Genomic DNA, 18,736 nt, shown 5'->3' with positions numbered 1-18,736 from the left:
GCGTCCGACGCCGCGTCCCCGGACCGGGCCGATCAGGAAGGCGCGGGCGCGCTAGGCGTCCTGCAACTCCCGCAACTCCCGCAGATAAGGGCCGACGTCCACCTGGATGGAAGCGCCCTCGGTGAGCCCGTAACGATCCTCGATCCCGCTCAGGTACGTGTGGATCTCCTCGCGCATGAGATCCGTGGACGGGAGCGTGATGTCGCCGGCGACGATCCGCGCCACCCACCGCGCCTGGGCCTCCACGAGGCGGGTGATCGAGCCCACGGGTCGGATCAGTCCGACGAAGTGCAGGCCGGGCCGGTCGGGCGAGACGACACGCTTGTACAGCTCGACCGCCCCCTGCCGCGGACCTGCCGGGCACTTGTCGGGAAGGAAGGGGAACGCCATACGGAATCCGGTGCAGTAGACGATGGCGTCCGCCTCCACCGAGGTTCCGTCGGTGAAGGACACCCGGCTGCCGTCCATGGAGTCGATCGCGGGCCTCGGTATCACCGCGCCGTGCCGTATCCGGCTGAGGATCTCGTCCGAGATGGTCACGGCCGAGGAGAAGATCGGATGGTCGGGCTCGGGCAGGCCGTAGTCCCCCAGCTTGCCCCGCGCCACGAACAGCGCCTGCTCGACGAAGCGGCGCTGCTCGGGGAAGGACATGGTGTTCCACCACGGCGCGTCGGCGATCAGGTCCACGGACATGCCGAAGAGCTGCTTGGGCACGATGTGCAGGCCCCGGCGGACGGACAGCACGGTCTGCGCGGCGTGCCGGGAGAGGTCGGCGGCGATGTCCACCGCCGAGGCCCCGAGCCCCACGACGACGACGCGCTGACCGGCGAAGTCGGCGCCGTCGTGGAAGTCCATCGAATGGAGAATCCTGCCGGAGAAGGAGCCGGAGCCGGGCGGCAGCGGATTCGGCAGCGCCGCCTCGCTGTTGTGGCCCGAGGCGACGATCACCTGCTCGAATCGTCGCTCCGTCACTTCTCCTCGCGCGTCCCGGCTGACGACCGACCAGGCGCCGGCGCCGGCGTCGTCCTGCCGTACGGAGAGCACTTCGGTACGCAGTTCGACATGGGGGAGCAGCCCGGCCCACTCGGCGAAGGACCGCAGATAGGCGGCGACGTCGCTGTGCCGGGGGTAGAGGGGCAGCTCGGACGGCATCGGGAAGTCGGCGTAACCGGTGAGCTGTTTGGCGGTGTTCAGATGCAGCGACAGATAGGCCGGTCCCCGCTCACCGGCGCCGGGCCGGCGCCAGATCCCTCCCACGTCCGGTGCCTTCTCCAGACAGACGAAGTCGATTCCCCTGGCCGAGAGAGCGTGTGCTGTCGCCAGCCCTGACAAACCCGCACCGATGACGCACACGGTCGCAGCGGTGGGAACGTCGACAGCACGTGACCCGCCCAAGGATCCCCCTTCAGAGAACATCATCCGTCCTTGCACCGGGCATTGACTTCCCAGCCGCCCCTCGCTTCACACCGGCAACAGCGAGGAATGCCGCGGGAACCCGGAGCCTCACGATACCGATCATGGTGGGGGCGGAGCCTTCGAGGTGGGCGGAATCACTGATGGTCCGAGGCCGGGGGCCGTCGTGTCCGACGACCCCGGCCTCGGGAACGCGCGGGGTGGTGGTGCGGTGGTCCGGGCGGGCGGGCGAACCGTCAGCCGGCGTAGGTCTCGTACTCGGCGACCTTCGGCGTTCCGGTCGAGCTCGTGATCTCGAAGGTGATCTTGTTCAGCGAGGTCCGGGGGAAGGTGATGACGCCCGCTCCGCTGCCGGAGGTCAGGACGGTGCCGGTGTCGGCGTTGACGATCGTGACGTTGCTGATCTGCTTGAGCTCGATGACGCCGTCGGCGGTGTTGCAGCTGGTGCCCGACACCTTGCTGGTGTTGCCGTGGTTGATGGTCCCCTCGACCTCGATGGTGAGGGGGGTGCTGCTGGCGGCCCGGCCGCACAGGGCCGCGTGGATCGCGGTCCCGGTCGTGGCCCGCACGGTCTGCCCGCCGGCGCCGCTCGTGGTTCCGCCGTTCTGTGTCGCGTAGCCGGTGACGCCACCGGTCGCTGCCGACGCCTCGGGCATCGCCAGAACCACGCCGGTCGCGGCGGCGACGGCCATGGTGGCCAGGGCCGCGTGAAGCCGCACGGCGATGGGTCGTCTCAGTGGGGCTGGCAAGGTTCCGCGCATCCGCGGTTACAGGACTGGACGAACTCGCCCCGCCTACGAGGGGACCGGCCGACTCGGTTCGCCTGCCAGGGCGCCGAGGCCGGACGTCATCCAGGAAGAGTCGAAGGCCGCGTCGCGTCGTCGGCGGGCTCGAGAGCCGCCCGGCGGCGGCCGAGCAGATGCGTCCACGAGCGCCGTACGTCCCTGAAGCACAGGGTCAGGAGAGCCGGGACCGCAAGCCCGACGGCGAGTTTCGCGACGTCCGGGATGCCGTCCCCGTTGAGGGCGCGCAGGATGGCGTTCCCGCTCGCCGGGGCCACGGCCCAGAGGAGACCGATCCATGCCCCGGCCATCGCGTAGAGGGCCAGCTTGAGCCGGGTCAGCCGGTGGTCGAGCGCCTCTTGGTGCGCGGCGAGCTGCGTCGCGGCCGCCGGGTCGATCACCCCTGCGCCCGGCCGCGCTCCGTTGCCGGGCCGGGCGGTGCCCCGCAGGTCGTCCGCCTCCTCGCCGGCCACCCGCAGCCGGATGGACCGCCGATGGACGGGGCCGGGGTGCGCCGTGCGCACGGGACGGCCGAGGAGGTAGAACTGGGCGCGCCCGATCGGCTCGCCGACCGGGATCCTGACGGTCCGCCGCCCCAGGTTCGTCACCGCGAGATAGATCGGCCCGCGTGAGCCGGGGTCGACGTACGTGTTGGCGACGGTCACTCCGCAGGCGTACAGCTGCCCCAGGCCGATGATGTTGGCCATGACGTTGTCGGGGAGCCGGATGGACTCGGCGGTGTCGATCCGCACGGTGTCGCCCGGTTCGAGGATCAGCTCGCCGTTGACGGGCGGCAGTGGCGCGTGCGCCGTGAACTCGCCGTGGTAGATGAGGACCTGGGCGTTGGCCGAGGCGTGCAGCTCGTACGAGGCGTACTTCGCGTTCTCGGCGTCGAAAGGCACGATGAGGTCGTGTTCGTTCGCGTACCGAACGATGTCGTCGTCGGTGAGGATGCCCGCGAGCTGCACCCCCGGGTCCATCTCGCCGTTCAGCCTGGCTCGCCTGTTTGCGCCCATCGTCCCCCGTCCGCCCCCGCCGTGTGCGCGACACCCAGCCGCAGTACAACTACCCCGCTCACAGGCCGAGTTACCCCCTCCGCCGGAGATTCGAGCCTCAGTCGACCACCAGGATCACCACCAGGGTCCGGGGGCCGTGTACGCCCTCGACCCGGTCGAGTTCGATGTCGCTCGTGGCGGACGGGCCGGAGATCCAGGTCAGGGGGCGCCTCGGATCGAGGCGCTGCATGGCCTGCGGGACCGAGGCCACGATCTGGTCGGCGGCGCGGACGACACAGATGTGCAGGTCGGGAACGAGGCTGAGGGCGCGGCGGCCCTGGCCGGGGCCGGCGTCGAGGACGAGGGTGCCGGTCTCGGCGATGGCGAGGGCGCAGCCCGTCACCACGGCGTCGGTCGCATCGAGCGCGTACGGGGTCAGGGTGCCGTCGTCGGGGCGTTGCTCGGCGTCCGTGGTGGCCGGCCAGGAGGCGGGCAGGCCCGACGGGACGGCGACGCTCTTCGCGCCGTGCTCCGCGAGCAGTCGGGCGATCAGGGCGGGGAGCGCGGTCTCGGAGGCGCGGTGGACGACGGCCCGGTAGTCGGCGAGGTTCTCGTGGAGGAGGTCGAGGAGCGCGGCCGGGTCGTCGGGGTGGTGGCTGGTGAGGTAGTCGCGGGCCACCTCGGGAGCGTCCGGGGCGCCGGCGACGGCATCCCGGACGCGGGCGAGGATCCGGTCGCGGGACGAGGGGTGCTGCGGGGTCATGAGCGGTTCTTCTTCCACCAGTCGCGGAACGGTTCGGCGGGCATCTCCGGCAGGTCACGGCTCTCGGTCCACTGCCTGGCGCCGGGGCCCGGCAGCCGTTTCGGGTGAAGCGTGCGGGTGGCGGACGCCAGCCGTTCGCCCGCCGCGAGCACTGACGGGTGATCCAGGACCCACGAGGCCGCCTTGACGGCGGCCTTCTCCAGCCGGTGGCCCTTGCCGCCCTGATCGGCGACCCGCTCGCGGAGATGGACGAGGACCTCGGGGATGTCGATCGCCACGGGACACACGTCGTAACAGGCCCCGCACAGGGATGACGCGTACGGCAGCGAGGCGTCGATCTCGCTTGCGGTGCCCCGGAGTTGCGGGGTGAGGATCGCTCCGATCGGGCCGGGGTAGACGGAACCGTACGCATGCCCGCCAGCCCTCTCGTACACCGGGCAGACGTTGAGGCAGGCCGAGCAGCGGATGCAGCGCAGGGCCTGGCGGCCGACCTCGTCGGCGAGGGCGTCGGTGCGGCCGTTGTCGAGGAGGACCAGATGGAAGGTCTTCGGTCCGTCCCCGTCCGTCGTACCCGTCCACATCGAGGTGTACGGGTTCATCCGCTCGGCGGTCGAGGAGCGGGGGAGCGTCTGGAGGAAGACCTCCAGGTCGCGCCACGTCGGCACGATCTTCTCGATGCCGACGACGGAGATCAGGGTCTCGGGCAGGGTCAGGCACATGCGGCCGTTCCCCTCCGACTCCACGACCACGAGCGTCCCCGTCTCGGCGACCATGAAGTTCGCCCCGGAGACACCCACCTTCGCGCGCAGGAACTTCTCCCGCAGATGGAGCCGGGCGGCCTCGGCCAGGTCGGCCGGGGAGTCCGTCAGACCCTCGGGGGCCGGGCGGCCCCACTCACTCATCTCCCGCGCGAAGATGTCGCGGATCTCGCCGCGGTTGCGGTGGATGGCGGGGACCAGGATGTGCGAAGGACGGTCCTCGCCCAACTGCACGATCAGCTCGGCCAGATCGGTCTCGTACGCCCGGATCCCCTCGGCCTCCAGCGCCTCGTTCAGCCCGATCTCCTGCGTCGCCATCGACTTGACCTTGACGACCTCGCTCTCCCCGGTGGCCTTCACCAGGTCCGCCACGATCCGGTTCGCCTCGTCCGCGTCCGCCGCCCAGTGCACGGTGCCGCCCGCCGCCGTGACCGACTTCTCCAACTGCACCAGATGGCGGTCGAGATGCCGCAGGGTCTGGTCCTTGATCCGCATACCGGCCTCGCGCAGCTGCGCCCAGTCGTCGAGCTCGGAGACGGCCACCGCGCGCTTGTCGCGGATGGTGTGGGTGGCGTGCCGCAGATTGCCGCGCAGGGTCTCGTTCCGTACGGCATCGTGCGCGGCCTCGGGGAAGGACGGCATTCCGACAAACGCCCGCCCGTCGCCCGACCACCGCCCCTCGTCGAGCGCTGACGCGCGCCCCTTCTTGTCGCTCATGCCAGTGGCTCCTCTTCCGTGCTCGCGAGGATCTCCGCGAGGTGCAGTACGCGCTGCGGGGCGTCCTGGCGGCGCAGCATGCCGCCGATGTGCATCAGGCAGGAGTTGTCGGCGCCGCACAGCACCTCGGCGCCGGTGGACGCGGCGTGACGCACCTTGTCGGCCCCCATCGCCGCCGACACGTCAGGGTTCTTCACCGCGAACGTGCCGCCGAAGCCGCAGCACTCCTCCGCTCCCGGGAGTTCGAGGAGCTCCAGGCCCTTGACCGCCGCGAGCAGCCGCCGCGGGCGGTCGCCCAGACCCAGCATCCGCAGGCCGTGACAGGACGGGTGGTACGTGACCCGGTGCGGGAAGTACGCCCCGACATCGGTCACGCCCAGGACGTCCACCAGGAACTCGGTGAGCTCGTACGTCCGGGGCACCAGCGACGAGGCGGCCTCCGCCAGCGCCGGGCCGCGCCCCTCGGCCGCCGCCCTGGCCCCGATCCGCGGGTAGTTGTCGCGCACCATGGCGACACAGGACCCGGACGGGGCGACCACGTACGCGTAACCCTCGAACGCGCGAGCCATGCGGCGCACCAGCGGTTCGGTCTCGCGGCGGTAGCCCGTGTTGAACTGGGGCTGCCCGCAGCAGGTCTGCGCCGCGGGAAAGTCGACCTCCACGCCGAGGCGTTCGAGGACCTTGACGGTGGCGATCGCCGTCGACGGATACACCGCGTCGTTGACGCAGGTGGCGAAGAGCGCGACGCGCATCACGAACTCCTTGGGGCGGTGTCGAGTCGGGCGGTGTCGAGTCGGGCGGTGTCGGGCCGGGCGATGTCGAGTCGGGCGGCGGCCGCATCCCAGGCTGCCATGTCTCCACGGGGACTGTAGTGCCGCAGATGCTGCGTGGCGGCGACGAGCCGGCGCATCGCCGGCAGGTCCCCCACGAGTCCGGCGGCTCTGGCCTGGACGAGGATGTTGCCGAGCGCCGTGGCCTCGGTGGGGCCGGCGACGACGGGCAGCCCGGTCGCGTCGGCGGTGAGCCGGCAGAGGAGGTCGTTGCGGGCGCCCCCTCCGACGAGGTGGACGTGGGTGACGTCGCGGCCGGCGAGTTCGGCGGCCCGGCGCAGGGTCCTCCGGTGGGCCAGGGCCAGGCTCTCCAGGATGCAGCGGACCACGGCGCCCTGGCTGTCCGGGACCGGCTGGCCGGTGCTGCGGCAGTGCTCCTGGATACGGTCGGGCATGTCACCGGGGGCGAGGAACTCGGGGGCGTCCGGGTCGACGACCGCGGCGAACGGCGTGGCGCGGGCGGCGTCGGCGAGCAGCGCCGGGATGCGCGTGGGAAGGCCCCGCTTGTCCCACGTACGCCGGCATTCCTCGAACAGCCACATGCCCATGATGTTGCGCAGAAAGCGGATGGTGCCGTCGATGCCGCGCTCGTTGGTGAAGTTGGCGGCCCGGGAGGCCTCCGTGAGCACCGGGGCGTCCAGTTCGAGGCCGGCCAGCGACCAGGTGCCGCAGGAGATGTACGCGAAGTTCGGCTCGGTGGCCGGGACGGCGACGACGGCGGACGCCGTGTCGTGCGAGGCGACGGTCGTCACCGGGGTCCGCGCGTCGAGACCGGTGTACGCGGCGACATGCGGCAGCAGCGTCCCGGCCGGGTCGCCCGGGGCACGCAGCGGGGGCAGCAGATTGGGGTCGATCGACAGCCGGCCGAGGATGTCCTTCGACCAGCTGCCGGTGCGGGCGTCGAAGAGACCCGTCGTGGAGGCGTTGGTCTCCTCGGCGCCGACGGTACCGGTCAGCCAGTGGACGAGCAGATCGGGGACGAGGAGCAGGGTGCGGGCGGCGCGCAGCTGGGCGCTCGTGGCGGCGGAGGCGAGCTGGAAGACGGTGTTGAACGGCAGGTGCTGCAGACCCGTGACCCCGTACAGCTCCTCGGGGCCGACCCGCGCCCAGACCTGCTCGGCGGCGCCGTCGGTCCGCCGGTCGCGGTAGTGGTACGGGTGACCGAGCAGCGCGCCGTCCGCGTCGAGGAGCCCGTAGTCCACGGCCCACGTGTCCACGCCGATGGACGTGACGCCGCCGGATCGGGCGGCCGCGCGCAGCCCGTCGAGGACGCCCTGGAAGAGCGCGAGAACATCCCAGCGCAGCCCGTCGGGCAGGCGCACGGGTGTGTTGGGGAACCGGTGCGCCTCGGTGAGGTCGAGGTTCTCCGGGCCGACCCGGCCGAGGATCACGCGTCCGCTGGTGGCGCCGAGGTCGACCGCGGCGAACGCCGAGGGAATGGCCGAGGACGGCGGGGTGGTCGTCACGTGGGGTGCCTCCGCGGCGAGCGAGAACGAAAAGAAGGAGGAGGGGAGGGAGAAGCGGGCCGGCGGCGGTGCCACGAGAGGCGCCGTGCCAGGGGCGCGGACGGTCGCCCGTACGGCATGTCCGCCGCCTGCCCGCTTCGGGCGCACCTGGGGCTGCCGCGCCGACACGGCGGCCGCAGACGCGGTCGGAGGGGGCGTTCGTCAGCGCAGGAAGGCGGCGGCGACGCCCGCGTCCACGGGGACGTGCAGGCCGGTGGTGTGGGTGAGGTCGCCGCCGGTGAGCGCGAAGACCGCGTTCGCGACATGTTCCGGGAGGACTTCCCGCTTGAGGAGGGTGCGCTGGGCGTAGAACTCGCCGAGCTTCTCCTCCTCGATGCCGTACGTCGCCGCGCGCTGCGCGCCCCAGCCGGCGGCGAAGATGCCGGAGCCGCGCACCACCCCGTCGGGGTTGACGCCGTTGACGCGGATCCCGTGCTCGCCGAGCTCGGCGGCGAGCAGCCGGACCTGGTGGGCCTGGTCGGCCTTGGTCGCGGAGTAGGCGATGTTGTTCGGGCCTGCGAACACCGCGTTCTTGGAGGCGATGTAGACGATGTCGCCCCCGAGACCCTGCTCGATCATGATCCGGGCCGCCTCGCGCGAGACGAGGAAGGAACCGCGGGCCATGATGTCGTGCTGGAGGTCCCAGTCCTTGGCCGTGGTCTCCAGGAGCGGCTTGGAGACAGAGATCCCGGCGTTGTTGACGACGAGGTCCACGCCGCCGAAGGCGAGGGCGGCGTCCTTGAACGCCTCGGTGATCTCGTCCTCCGAGGTGACGTTCACGGTGACGGCGACCGCCGTGTCGGGGCCTCCCAGCTCCTCGGCGACGGCGGCGGCGTTCTCGGCGTCGATGTCGGCGACGACCACGCAGGCACCCTCGGCGACCAGGCGGTGGGCGATCGCCTTGCCGATGCCGCTGCCCGCGCCCGTGACGAGCGCGACGCGGGTGGCGAGCGGTTTCGGCTTCGGCATCCGCCGCAGCTTGGCCTCCTCGAGCGCCCAGTACTCGATGCGGAACTTCTCCGACTCCTCGATGGGCGCGTACGTGGAGACGGCCTCGGCCCCGCGCATCACGTTGATCGCGTTGACGTAGAACTCGCCGGCCACGCGCGCGGTCTGCTTGTCCTTGCCGAAGGAGAACATGCCCACGCCGGGGACCAGGACGATCGCCGGGTCGGCGCCGCGCATCGCGGGGGAGTCGGGGCCGGCGTGCCGCGCGTAGTAGGAGGCGTACTCCTCGCGGTAGGCGGCGTGCAGCTCCTTCAGCCGCGCGATCGCCTCGTCCAGCGGCGCGGAGGCAGGCAGGTCCAGGACCAGCGGGCGGATCTTCGTGCGCAGGAAGTGGTCGGGGCAGGACGTCCCGAGCGCCGCCAGCCGGGGGTGCTCGGCCCGGGAGACGAAGTCCAGTACGGTCTCCGAGTCGTCGAAGTGGCCGACCTGCGGGCGGTCCTGGGAAGCCAGCCCCCGGATCACCGGGGCAAGGGCGGCGGCCCGTTCCCTGCGCTCGGCCGCACCCAGCGGCTCGTACCCCGCAAGGACCGGGCCGAGGGGCTCGGGCGTGCCGCGCTCGGCGAGGAAGGCCTCGGCGGAGCGGATGACGAACAGCGAGTTGGCCTCGCACTCCTCGGAGGTGTCGCCCCAGGCGGTGATGCCGTGGCCGCCGAGGACGCAGCCGACGGCCCGCGGGTTGGCCTCCTTGATCGCGGCGATGTCCAGGCCGAGCTGGAAGCCGGGACGGCGCCAGGGCACCCAGACCACCTTGTCGCCGAAGCACGCGGCGGTCAGCTTCTCGCCGTCGGCGGCGCAGGCCAGCGCGATGCCGGAGTCCGGGTGCAGGTGGTCCACGTGCGCGGCGTCCACCAGGCCGTGCATGGCGGTGTCGATGGAGGGGGCCGCACCGCCCCTGCCATGCAGGCAGTAGTCGAAGGCGGCGACCATCTCGTCCTCGCGCTCGACGCCCGGGTAGACGTCCTTGAGCGCGTGCAGCCGGTCCAGGCGCAGTACCGCGAGACCGTCCTCGGTCAGGGTGCCGAGGTCGCCGCCCGACCCCTTCACCCACAGCAGCTCGACGTCGCCGCCGGTCGCCGGGTCGGTCCCGGTGCCCTTCGCGGAGGTGTTGCCGCCCGCGTAGTTGGTGTTGCGCGGGTCGGAGCCGAGTCGGTGGGACCGTGCGATCAGCGCGGCGGCTGCGTGGTGCGTGGCGGAGGACATGACCGGATTCCTTCGAGGTGTGTGAGGTGCGGGGCTTCGCGGAGCGGTGGACGTACGGGCCCGGAGGGCGGACCGAGGCCGCCGGGCCGCGTGGGCGGGGCAAGCGGGGTCAGGCGCCCCAGCCGGCCTGCTCGCCACCGACGCGCTCGGCGGCGATCCGCTCCTGGCGGCCGGAGGCCCGGTAGGCGGCGACGGGGTCGGGGTGGAGTCCGTGCTCTTCGCGGAGTTCGCGCAGGAGGGGGCGTACGTCGGTGTTGTACGCGTCCATCAGGGCGGCGTTGGCGGCGAGCACGTCTCCGTCCCGCTGGGCGGCGCTCAGCGCGTCGAGGTCGACGAGCAGGGCCTTGGCCGTGGCTTCCTGGACGTTCATCACGGAGCGGATGACGGCCGGGATCTTGGCCTCGATGTTGTGGCACTGGTCGAGCATGAACGCGACGTTCGTCTCCGGCAGCAGGCCGCCGTTCCTGGCGACCTCGTGCATGATCCGGAACAGCTGGAAGGGGTCGGCGGAGCCCACCATCAGGTCGTCGTCGGCGTAGAAGCGCGAGTTGAAGTCGAAGCCGCCGAGCTTCCTCTCCCGCAGCAGCAGCGCGACGATGTACTCGATGTTGGTGCCCGGCGCGTGGTGTCCGGTGTCCACGACCACCTGCGCCTTCTCACCCAGCTTGAGGCAGTGGGCGTACGCGGTGCCCCAGTCCGGGACGTCGGTGGTGTAGAAGGCGGGCTCGAAGAACTTGTACTCGAGCAGCATCCGCTGGTCGTCCCCGAGCCGCTCGTACACCTCGGCGAGTGCTTCGGCGAGCCGGTCCTGGCGGGCGGTGATGTCGTCCTGGCCGGGGTAGTTGGTGCCGTCCGCGAACCACAGCTTCAGATCGGCGGAACCGGTCGCGTCCATGATGTCGACGCACTCCAGCAGATGGTCCACGGCCTTGCGCCGGACCTTGGCGTCCGGGTGGCAGACGCTGCCCAGCTTGTAGTCGTCGTCCTGGAAGGTGTTGGAGTTGATCGCCCCCAGCTCCAGGCCGCGCTCCTCGGCGTAGGCCGCGAGGGCCGCGTAGTCGTCGACCTTGTCCCACGGGATGTGCAGCGACACCTTGGGCGCGACGCCGGTGAAGGCGTGCACCTGTGCGGCGTCGTCCAGTTTCTCGTACGGGGTGCGGGGCACGCCGGCCTGGGCGAACACCTTGAACCGGGTGCCGGAGTTTCCGTACCCCCAGGACGGCGTCTCGATCCGCTGGCCGGCGAGAGCGGTCTTCACGGCAGCGATGTCAGGCATGTCCACCTCTGGATGCATGGGCGGCTGTCCCGGAAGGGAGCCGACGCCGGATACACGACTCAATGAATCGATTCACTTCACCGGGGAAGCTAGCCCCCTGTATAAGGACCGTCAAGGCCACCAGGGCTTTCGGACAGTGTTGCCTAAGAGTCCCCTTGACGCGCTGGACCGGCGGGGCTAGCTTCCCGACAACTCCACTGAAACATTTCATGTCAGGCGCTCCGCTTGGCACAAGCACGGGAGAACACCCATGACGCACTCCTTCGGCGCCGCCCGGGCCCTGCGCGACGTGTCACTGCGTCTGTACGCGGGTCGCACGGTCGAGGGCTTCGAGCTGTGGGACCCGGCCAAGCCGGGCGCACTCGCCGCCCACACGGCCGTCGCGGCCGTGCAGGAGGTGACCCCATGCAGCGCGTCTGTTTTCTCCTGAAGGTACGGTCCGACAAGGTCGACGAGTACCGCGAACGCCACCAGCACGTCTGGGCCGAGATGCTGGCCGCCCTGTCCGAGACGGGCTGGCACAACTACTCCCTTTTCCTGCGCGAGGACGGGCTGCTCGTCGGCTATCTGGAGACGCCGGACTTCGACAAGGCCCGAGCCGCGATGGAGGCCACGGACGTGAACGCCCGCTGGCAGGCGGAGATGGCCGGCTTCTTCGAGGAACTGGACGGCCGGGCGCCCGACGCCGCCATGCGCCCGCTCACCGAGGTCTTCCATCTCGCCTGACGAGGTGGCCCGGCGGCATAGGATCAACACACCAGGCAGGACAGGACCAGGTGGGACGGATGACAGGCACCGCACGGACGGTCGGCATCAAGGACGTGGCACGCGAGGCCGGTGTCTCCGTCGGCACCGTCTCGAACGTGATCAACCAGCCGGAGCGCGTCTCGGCCGCGACCCGGCAGCACGTGCAGCGCGTGATCTCACGCCTGGGCTACGTACGCAGCGAGTCCGCCCGTCAGCTGCGGGCCGGCCACAGCCGCATCATGTCCCTGCTCGTCCTGGACATGGGCAACCCGTTCTTCGTCGACATCGCACGGGGAGCCGAGCGTGCCGCCCGGGACGCGGGGCTGGTCGTCATGGTGTGCAACAGCGGCCAGAGCCTCCAGGCCGAGGCCGACTACCTCTCGCTCTTCGCCGAGCAGCGGGTCCGCGGCGTCCTCATCACACCTTCCGACCCGAGCGGGGCCACCCTGCGGGAGTTCCGGCGCCACGGCATCCCGTTCGTCCTCGTCGACCGCGTGGCGGGGGACGACGACGGATGCTCGGTCTCCGTCGACGACGTCGTCGGCGGCTCCCTGGCGATCCGCCATCTGATCGCGGCGGGCCACCGCACCCTCGCCTATGTCAGCGGGCCGGGACACCTGACACAGATCCAGGACCGGCGCGCGGGCGCCCTGGCCGCGCTGGCCGAGGCAGGCCTGCCACCCGAGGCCCTGCAGGAGATCCCGGCCGAACGTCTCGACGTCGCGGGCGGACGCGACGCGGGAGCCCGGCTCCTCGGCCTGGCCGAGCGTCCCACCGCCGTGTTCTGCGCCAACGACCTGCTGGCCCTCGGCGTCCTCCAGTCCCTGTACGCGGCCGGCGTCCGTGTCCCCGACGACATCGCCATCGTCGGCTACGACGACATCGAGTTCGCCGCGGCCGCCACGGTGCCGCTGACGTCGGTGCGCCAGCCGGCCCTCACCATCGGAGCCAGGGCCGCCGAACTGCTGCTGCAGGAGACGGGCGAGGGTGCGGGCGACCATCAGCACGAACACGTCATCCTCCAGCCGGAACTGGTGGTACGTCAGTCCAGCCTCGCTCCTCGCTGACACGGCGCCGGGGAGGCCCCGGCAGAACGATCGACGCCGGCTCCGGCACGGCCGCGGAGATCATCCGCGGACTCGGTGGGCGTCAGCGGCGCGCACCGGGGCCGCCGTGGTCGAGGTGTTCGAGTGCTGCCCGTACGGGGGCCACGCCGTCCTCCTGCCGCAGTCGCTCGGCGAGGACGGCGGCGCGGCGGCGGTAGACCGGATCGCGGACCGCCGCGGCGAGAGCCGTGGCGAGGGTGTGCGGTGCGGCGAGCCGTCTCAGGGGTACGGGGCCGGGCGAGACGCCGAGGGCGGTGAGCCGTGATGCCCAGAACGCGCCGTCGAACCACACCGGCATGGGTACGGCGGGGACGCCTGCACGCAGACCCGCGGCTGTCGTCCCCGCGCCCGCGTGATGCACGACGGCCGCCATGTGGGGGAACAGCAGAGAGTGCGGCGCCTCTCCGATCGTCAGCATGTCATCGCCGTCGGCGCGCAACCCGCTCCATCCGGACTGGATCACGCCACGCAGCCCGGCCTCGCGCAGCGCCCGCACGATCAGATCGCTCACCCGTTCCGGGTCGGGCACGGTCGGGCTGCCCAGCCCCACGAAGACCGGGGGCGGGCCGGAGTCCAGGAAGTCGTGGACTTCTTGGGGGAGTCGGGCGGTCGGTGGGGTGTACGGCCACCAGTAACCGCCGATCGTCAGGCCCGGGCGCCAGTCGGCCGGGCGTGGGACCACCACGGTGCTGAAGCCGTGGTGGACCGGCCAGTTCCGGCGCTCCCGGTTCCGGCGCCGGGGGCTGCCGAGTTCCGTCTCGAGGACGCGGGCGGCCTTGCTGAACGCCAGCTCCAAGGCGGCGTTGACCGCCCGCCCGGCCAGCCGGTTGCCCGCGCCGCCGCAGGATCGCGTACCGACGACCGGCGGCGGGAACGCGCGGGTGGGCGCGAGCGGTTGCAGGTAGACACCTCTGCTCGGCAGCCCCAGGCATTCGGCGATGGCATGGCCCAGCGGCGCGACGGACCCCGACAGCAGAAGCACGTCGCTCTCGCGCGCCGCGTCCAGCATCCCCGGCGCCATCCCGCCGACCAGCCGCCGGGCCATGGCCAGGACCCACGCCAGTTTCCCGGGCCCGCTCCGGCTGGTCAGCAACCGTTGACCGTGCTCCGTGCGCAACTCGGCCTGCGGGTCGACGGGCAGTCCGTGGAAGGCGAGACCGGCTTCGCGTACCAGGCCGGCGAACGACTCATGGGTCACGACGGTGACGTCGTGTCCCGCGCGCATCAGTCCGTGCCCGAGCCCGGTGAAAGGCGCGACGTCGCCTCGGGACCCTGCTGTCATCAGTGCCACACGCATCGTGACCAGTATGGCGGGCCGGGGACACCCCGGGGCAGGAGGCGGGGCCGCTGTCGGCGCGGAATCCTGATCGTCGGCACTGTGCGGCCACTCCTCACCGAGCGGACGATGACGTTCGCCGAGGTCCTCCAGCGAGTGGCGTTCCTGGGTGATCCGTACGACTCGTGGAAGACGTTGCGTTCCTGAGCCCGACGGCCTTGGTGGCGTCGCTCCTCTGCCGGATAGCCGACGGACATGAGCAGCGCGATGGCCAGGTCGTCGCGATCGCCGATGCCGATCGCCTTCTTCACCTCGGTCTCGTCCCACCAACATCAACGAGGTCGCGGCCTTCACCGCCGATCTTGGTGATGCTGCCGACGCGCTGGCGCATGTCGGCCCTGACGGGACGGCCGGTCGTGACATCGGCGACCCCCGAGGCGCCACGCCATGTCCGGCCGGCGTCGCGCACCTCGGCGTACACCCCCGGTATCCCCGCGCGGTGGACACCGTCCATCGCGGACTGCAGCTCCGCGCGATCGACGCCCGTCGACGAGCTCGCGCTGCCGGCCGGCACGATCGCTGTCGCGTCGGGCGCGGGAACCGCCGTCAGCAAGCCCGCACACACACTCAGCGCGGCCACGCTTCCGCCCAACACCAGTCGGATCTTCAAGACATCCGTCCTTTCCTGATCGCCCACGGCTCAGGCCGCCAGGGCGCGGCGCAGGGCTGCGGTGAGTCCGGCGATCTGACGCTGCGACACATCGGCGGACAGGATCGCCTGCGAGCCGTGGAACGTGCCGGGCCACTGCCTCAGCTCGACCGACACGCCCGCCTGCAGCAGGCGCAGCGCGTACTCGATGTCCTCGTCGCGGTTCGGGCAGAACTCGGCGGTGGCGATGTAGGCGGGCGGCAGGCCGGACAGGTCGGCGGCCCGGGCCGGGGCGGCGTACGGTGTGGCCGGCTGGTCGCCCAGGTAGTGCCGCCAAGCGGCGGCGATCTTGCCGCTGTTCATCCAGGGCACGTCGGTGAAATGCCGCCGCGACCACGTCCGGGGCCGGTCGTCGAGCCCGGGCTCGTTGAGCACCTGCAGGCGGATCGACGGCCCCCGCTGGTCACGCGCCCGCAACGCCACCGCGGCCGAGATCGCCGCCCCGGCGCTGTGGCCTGCGACCGCGATCCGCTCCGGGTCGACGCCGAGCTCGGCCGCGTGCTCGGCCGTCCACGTCAGTACGGCGTAGGCGTCGTCGAGGGCGGCCGGGTACCGGTGTTCGGGCGCCAGGCGGTAGTCCACCGAGATCACCACCGCCCCGGTGAGGTCGGCGATCCGGGCGGCCCACGGGTGCTCGGTGTCCAGATCGCCGAAGACGCCTCCGCCGCCGTGCAGCCAGACGACGGCGCCTCGTGATGCCTGGTGCGGGCGGTAGATCCGTACCGCCACGTCCGGGTCGGCGGGGACCGTGCGGTCCTCGACCTCCATGTCCGAGGTGTCCGGCGCCGGCGCCGCGGCTGCGCGCTCGGTGAAGTTCTTGCGCGCGGCGACCGGGTCCTCCATGTCGATGTCCGGGAGGAACGGGATGAACGCTTCGAGTTCGGGATCCATGACGGCCATCCTCACGGCCGTCCCCCCCGAGGCGGCATCCGTCATCCGTCGCGCATCCCGGCCCGAACGCGCACCGATCGGCGCGCCCCAGTCCTTCTATCCTTCTCGCATGCAGGCACTGGCCTTACGGTTGTCGGGACTTGACCCGTACGTCGACGGCGCGATCCGGGTCGTCATGTTCTACGACACGCTGATGCGGCGGCGGGTGGATCTCCCGGCGCTCGCCCGGGCGTCGGCGGGCCTGGCCGAGTGCGTGGCCGGGATCCGGCTCCACGGCACGGCGCGGGCGATCCGTATCGCGCCAGACGGCAGGGCGGCGTCCGCCCCGCCGTCACCCGCGTCGACGACGGTGCCGATCACCCTCGACGAGGAGGAGATCGGCACGGTGTGGCTGGAACGCCCCGGTCCGCCGAGTCAGCTCGACGAAGTCCTCCTCGACCGGCTCGCCATCGCCGCCGCGGCGGCCGTCGAGCGGTACGGTCCGGCCCGCACCACCATGGCCGACCCCGCTCTCGTCGAGCTGGTGATCAGCTCCGACAGCGACGAGGCGGCCAGGGCACGGGCGTTACGGCTCCTGGGGTTCGCCGCCGACCTGCCGGTCCACGTCGTCGCCGTACGCTCGCGGCTCCCGCTCGACCGGATCGGCGCCCTGGTCTGCCCGGCCCGCCCGGTGAAGGCGGCACCGCTCGCCGACGTGGGCGTCATCCTGGCCGCCGCCGTGGACCGGGCCCGCTTCCCGGAAGGCGTACGCGCGGGCATCGGCTCCGCCGACAGCCCGGAACGGTCCTGGCGGGAGGCCCGCACCGCCCTCCGCTTCACCGGCCCGCGCGAACCGGTCGTCCGCCACGCCGACTTGGGCGCCCTCGCACTTCTCGCCGAGGTGCCTCGGGACACCGCGCGCGCCAACCCCGACGTGGCCACGATCGCCCGCATCGCCGGCAACGCGGACGATCTGGAGACCCTGGACGCCTACTGCGCCACCGGCTCCCTCCGCCGGGCCGCCGACCTCCTCCACCTGCACCACAGCAGCGTCGCGCGCCGCATCGAACAGATCGGAGCGACGCTGGGCATCGACCTCACCCAACCCACCGGACTGACACGGACCGGGCTCGCCCTCACCGCATGGCGGCTGCTCGACGACTGAGGGCCGGACGTCGTGAGCCCGAGGCTCGTTCAGGGGCCGGCGAGGATGAAGATCAGTTCGACGTGGCCCGGCTTCGTGCCCTGGGGCTCGCGGACGCGGTACAGGATCGTGATCTTGGCGCCCGTGTCCGACGCGGGTTTCGTGAGGATGCGGCGGAGTTCCGCGGCCTGGAGGGGCTCGGATGCCGATGCGGCGGGGCGTGGGTCGGCTGCGAGGAGGGCGAGGGTGTCGTGGACGGCCCGGCGTTCGCCGGGGGCGAGGTGCGCGAACTCGACGTAGAGCCGTCGGGGTACCTGGACGATCCAATGGGTCACGCGGCGCCCTTGTCGAGCTCGGCCCACAGGTCGTCGGCGGTCATGAGCTCGCTCTCGCCGGCGAGGGAGGCTCGGATCGCGTCCTGTACTTCGGGCCGGGTCCGCAGGGCGACGAGGTGGCGCGCCTCGGTGATGACGGCGGTCTGCTCGACCCCGAACGTGGCGGCGTCCAGCTTGGCGTTGAACGCGGTGAGCTCGGCGGAGTCGATGACGGCGAGGGCGGCGCGGAGCTCCGCCAGGGTCTGCGGGCCCTCGTGGGGCTCGATCCGGTACGGGCTGGCGTACGCGGGTGCCGGATTCTCGTGGGGCAGCGCGCTCATGGGGCCTCCTCGGTCTCGTACGCATCCACGGTACTGGTGGCGGCCTCGCGCCGGGAGGGGGGCGACGGGCGCCGCTCGAGCTCCTGGGGTTCCCCGGCCGGCGGAGGGCGCGTCGTGCACGCATTCGGCCCACCGGCTGATCGACAGGAGGGGCCGCCGGCAGCATGGTGGAGCCATGATGGGGACCGTGATCGCGATCCTCGGCCTGCTCGTGTCGGTGGCGACCGCAGTGGTCGGATACCGTCAGGGCCACCGCGCCGAAAGGGCTCAGCGGCTGCGCGAGGAACGCGAGGAGCAGGCGCGGCGACGGCGCGAGGAACAGGCGGAACGAGCGGATCGGATCCGGCAGGCGAGCTGGATCTCGAGTTACGTCCATGCCGACGGCCGTCGCGTCACGGTGTTCAACGGCAGCAGCCAGCCCATCAGCGACCTCCGTGTCTCGACAGGGGACGAACTCCTGTGGCCGGACGGCGTCCGGCTGCTGGCGCCGGGCGGGTTCTCGGAGTTCGTCCTCTTCTCGGCAGGTGCGGGCCACGGACTCGACCCCGCCAGTCTGTCCGTCGAGTTCACCGATGTCGCGGGTCGTGCCTGGCGGCGCACCGCCGGGGGAAAGCTGCACGAGCGACTGTCCCCGCAGGGCGCCCCGCCGCAGTGGGGCCCGGCCATCACGCCGCTCGTCGAACCGTTCCAGAGCCCCCGGCCGGACGCGGGACGTACGTACACCGGCGGCGGTCCCGTCCCGCCACCCCCCGCTGCCCAGCGGCCGACGGGCCCGCCCTCGGGGCAGTTGTCTCCCGCGCCGCCCCCGGCAGGCGCCGCCGGCGGCCGTCGGCGGGCGGCCGTCTCCTGGCGCTCGCTGTTCGTCCTCGGCTGCCTCGGCGCCGCGGCCGCCCTCGCCTACCTCGTCGCGCGGCTGGTCTAGCGGCTCGTCCAGGGGCGGCCTTCCCCCGGACGCACCGTCTGCTTGGTGCGCCGGCACGGA

Annotated in this window: 18 protein-coding genes and 1 pseudogene; 5 read left to right on the top strand and 14 right to left on the bottom strand. The window is 72.0% G+C overall.

The features are described from left to right. Positions 1–51: 51 nt before the first annotated feature. The 9 genes and pseudogenes from FDM97_RS19780 to rhaI all read right to left on the bottom strand — a co-directional run bounded on the left by FDM97_RS19780 (position 52) and on the right by rhaI (position 11,247). Positions 52–1,353, bottom strand: a complete 1,302-nt coding sequence (locus tag FDM97_RS19780) for a flavin-containing monooxygenase (RefSeq protein WP_254705941.1) — start codon at positions 1,351–1,353, stop codon at positions 52–54. A 436-nt stretch (positions 1,354–1,789) separates the two neighbouring features. After that, positions 1,790–2,150, bottom strand: a pseudogene (locus FDM97_RS19775) (pectate lyase); the annotation flags it as partial. Between the two features lie 110 nt (positions 2,151–2,260). Then, positions 2,261–3,211, bottom strand: coding sequence for a dCTP deaminase (locus FDM97_RS19770; RefSeq protein ID WP_137991712.1), 951 nt, complete (start codon positions 3,209–3,211; stop codon positions 2,261–2,263). A gap of 97 nt (positions 3,212–3,308) precedes the next feature. Next, positions 3,309–3,953 (bottom strand): LutC/YkgG family protein, encoded by a 645-nt coding sequence (locus FDM97_RS19765; protein ID WP_137991711.1) that lies wholly within the window; start codon positions 3,951–3,953, stop codon positions 3,309–3,311. Next, the gene (locus FDM97_RS19760) at positions 3,950–5,353 is read right to left on the bottom strand and encodes a LutB/LldF family L-lactate oxidation iron-sulfur protein (protein ID WP_254705940.1); all 1,404 of its coding nucleotides are present in this window, start codon (positions 5,351–5,353) and stop codon (positions 3,950–3,952) included. Before FDM97_RS19760 ends, FDM97_RS19765 begins: the two co-directional genes overlap by 4 nt. A 71-nt stretch (positions 5,354–5,424) precedes the next feature. Then, positions 5,425–6,180 (bottom strand): (Fe-S)-binding protein, encoded by a 756-nt coding sequence (locus FDM97_RS19755; protein ID WP_137991709.1) that lies wholly within the window; start codon positions 6,178–6,180, stop codon positions 5,425–5,427. Then, entirely contained in the window at positions 6,180–7,724 is a 1,545-nt protein-coding gene (locus FDM97_RS19750) for a rhamnulokinase (RefSeq protein ID WP_432816231.1), read from the bottom strand. The genes FDM97_RS19755 and FDM97_RS19750 overlap by 1 nt, the downstream gene beginning before the upstream one ends. Positions 7,725–7,925: 201 nt before the next feature. After that, positions 7,926–9,971 (bottom strand): bifunctional aldolase/short-chain dehydrogenase, encoded by a 2,046-nt coding sequence (locus FDM97_RS19745; protein ID WP_137991708.1) that lies wholly within the window; start codon positions 9,969–9,971, stop codon positions 7,926–7,928. 109 nt (positions 9,972–10,080) lie between these two features. Next, positions 10,081–11,247 (bottom strand): L-rhamnose isomerase, encoded by a 1,167-nt coding sequence (rhaI, locus tag FDM97_RS19740; RefSeq protein WP_137991707.1) that lies wholly within the window; start codon positions 11,245–11,247, stop codon positions 10,081–10,083. A gap of 250 nt (positions 11,248–11,497) precedes the next feature. Between rhaI and FDM97_RS19735 the strand changes: the two genes are divergently transcribed. Genes FDM97_RS19735 through FDM97_RS19725 form a run of 3 tightly spaced genes read left to right on the top strand, consistent with a single transcriptional unit; the run spans position 11,498 to position 13,061 of the window. After that, on the top strand, positions 11,498–11,677 hold the full coding sequence (locus tag FDM97_RS19735) for a hypothetical protein (protein WP_137991706.1): 180 nt from the start codon (positions 11,498–11,500) through the stop codon (positions 11,675–11,677). Further along, positions 11,653–11,973, top strand: coding sequence for an L-rhamnose mutarotase (locus FDM97_RS19730; RefSeq protein WP_137991705.1), 321 nt, complete (start codon positions 11,653–11,655; stop codon positions 11,971–11,973). The genes FDM97_RS19735 and FDM97_RS19730 overlap by 25 nt, the downstream gene beginning before the upstream one ends. Before the next feature lie 59 nt (positions 11,974–12,032). Then, on the top strand, positions 12,033–13,061 hold the full coding sequence (locus FDM97_RS19725) for a LacI family DNA-binding transcriptional regulator (RefSeq protein WP_137991704.1): 1,029 nt from the start codon (positions 12,033–12,035) through the stop codon (positions 13,059–13,061). A gap of 82 nt (positions 13,062–13,143) precedes the next feature. On the opposite strand, the gene FDM97_RS19720 is transcribed toward FDM97_RS19725, so the two are convergent. The 3 genes from FDM97_RS19720 to FDM97_RS19705 form a co-directional block, all read right to left on the bottom strand. Next, positions 13,144–14,382, bottom strand: a complete 1,239-nt coding sequence (locus FDM97_RS19720) for a glycosyltransferase (RefSeq protein WP_137994919.1) — start codon at positions 14,380–14,382, stop codon at positions 13,144–13,146. A 301-nt stretch (positions 14,383–14,683) separates the two neighbouring features. Next, positions 14,684–15,046: a serine hydrolase gene (locus tag FDM97_RS37005; RefSeq protein WP_349775388.1), complete on the bottom strand. Its 363-nt coding sequence runs from the start codon at positions 15,044–15,046 to the stop codon at positions 14,684–14,686. 30 nt (positions 15,047–15,076) lie between these two features. Then, positions 15,077–15,976, bottom strand: coding sequence for an alpha/beta hydrolase (locus tag FDM97_RS19705; protein ID WP_137991703.1), 900 nt, complete (start codon positions 15,974–15,976; stop codon positions 15,077–15,079). A 109-nt stretch (positions 15,977–16,085) separates the two neighbouring features. Between FDM97_RS19705 and FDM97_RS19700 the strand changes: the two genes are divergently transcribed. Continuing rightward, positions 16,086–17,120: a helix-turn-helix domain-containing protein gene (locus tag FDM97_RS19700; protein WP_137991702.1), complete on the top strand. Its 1,035-nt coding sequence runs from the start codon at positions 16,086–16,088 to the stop codon at positions 17,118–17,120. Between the two features lie 29 nt (positions 17,121–17,149). Here FDM97_RS19700 and FDM97_RS19695 read toward each other — a convergent pair whose 3' ends face one another. Together FDM97_RS19695 and FDM97_RS35875 are read right to left on the bottom strand one after the other, a co-directional pair. Further along, complete coding sequence (locus FDM97_RS19695; RefSeq protein ID WP_137991701.1) at positions 17,150–17,434, bottom strand: hypothetical protein; 285 nt, start codon at positions 17,432–17,434, stop codon at positions 17,150–17,152. Next, entirely contained in the window at positions 17,431–17,754 is a 324-nt protein-coding gene (locus tag FDM97_RS35875) for a hypothetical protein (protein WP_175439171.1), read from the bottom strand. The genes FDM97_RS19695 and FDM97_RS35875 overlap by 4 nt, the downstream gene beginning before the upstream one ends. A gap of 175 nt (positions 17,755–17,929) precedes the next feature. Here FDM97_RS35875 and FDM97_RS19685 point away from each other — a divergent pair, with 175 nt between their 5' ends. Then, positions 17,930–18,676 (top strand): hypothetical protein, encoded by a 747-nt coding sequence (locus tag FDM97_RS19685; RefSeq protein WP_137991700.1) that lies wholly within the window; start codon positions 17,930–17,932, stop codon positions 18,674–18,676. The last annotated feature ends 60 nt before the right edge of the window (positions 18,677–18,736 follow it).

The sequence above is a fragment of the Streptomyces vilmorinianum genome, assembly GCF_005517195.1.
GTDB lineage: Bacteria > Actinomycetota > Actinomycetes > Streptomycetales > Streptomycetaceae > Streptomyces > Streptomyces vilmorinianum.
Note: the sequence above shows the minus strand (reverse complement) of the source record. Positions and strands in the feature narration are given on the sequence as shown.

Bases quoted from the DNA above. Each gene is read 5' to 3' on its own strand.
- FDM97_RS19745 (WP_137991708.1), bottom strand. From the start codon at position 9,971: ATGTCCTCCGCCACGCACCACGCAGCCGCCGCGCTGATCGCACGGTCC.
- FDM97_RS19730 (WP_137991705.1), top strand. From the start codon at position 11,653: ATGCAGCGCGTCTGTTTTCTCCTGAAGGTACGGTCCGACAAGGTCGAC.
- FDM97_RS35875 (WP_175439171.1), bottom strand. From the start codon at position 17,754: ATGAGCGCGCTGCCCCACGAGAATCCGGCACCCGCGTACGCCAGCCCG.
- FDM97_RS19760 (WP_254705940.1), bottom strand. From the start codon at position 5,353: ATGCCGTCCTTCCCCGAGGCCGCGCACGATGCCGTACGGAACGAGACC.
- FDM97_RS19700 (WP_137991702.1), top strand. From the start codon at position 16,086: ATGCAGGCACTGGCCTTACGGTTGTCGGGACTTGACCCGTACGTCGAC.
- rhaI (WP_137991707.1), bottom strand. From the start codon at position 11,247: ATGCCTGACATCGCTGCCGTGAAGACCGCTCTCGCCGGCCAGCGGATC.
- FDM97_RS19720 (WP_137994919.1), bottom strand. From the start codon at position 14,382: ATGACAGCAGGGTCCCGAGGCGACGTCGCGCCTTTCACCGGGCTCGGG.
- FDM97_RS19755 (WP_137991709.1), bottom strand. From the start codon at position 6,180: ATGCGCGTCGCGCTCTTCGCCACCTGCGTCAACGACGCGGTGTATCCG.
- FDM97_RS19735 (WP_137991706.1), top strand. From the start codon at position 11,498: ATGACGCACTCCTTCGGCGCCGCCCGGGCCCTGCGCGACGTGTCACTG.
- FDM97_RS19705 (WP_137991703.1), bottom strand. From the start codon at position 15,976: ATGGATCCCGAACTCGAAGCGTTCATCCCGTTCCTCCCGGACATCGAC.
- FDM97_RS19685 (WP_137991700.1), top strand. From the start codon at position 17,930: ATGATGGGGACCGTGATCGCGATCCTCGGCCTGCTCGTGTCGGTGGCG.
- FDM97_RS19765 (WP_137991711.1), bottom strand. From the start codon at position 3,953: ATGACCCCGCAGCACCCCTCGTCCCGCGACCGGATCCTCGCCCGCGTC.
- FDM97_RS19725 (WP_137991704.1), top strand. From the start codon at position 12,033: ATGACAGGCACCGCACGGACGGTCGGCATCAAGGACGTGGCACGCGAG.
- FDM97_RS19770 (WP_137991712.1), bottom strand. From the start codon at position 3,211: ATGGGCGCAAACAGGCGAGCCAGGCTGAACGGCGAGATGGACCCGGGG.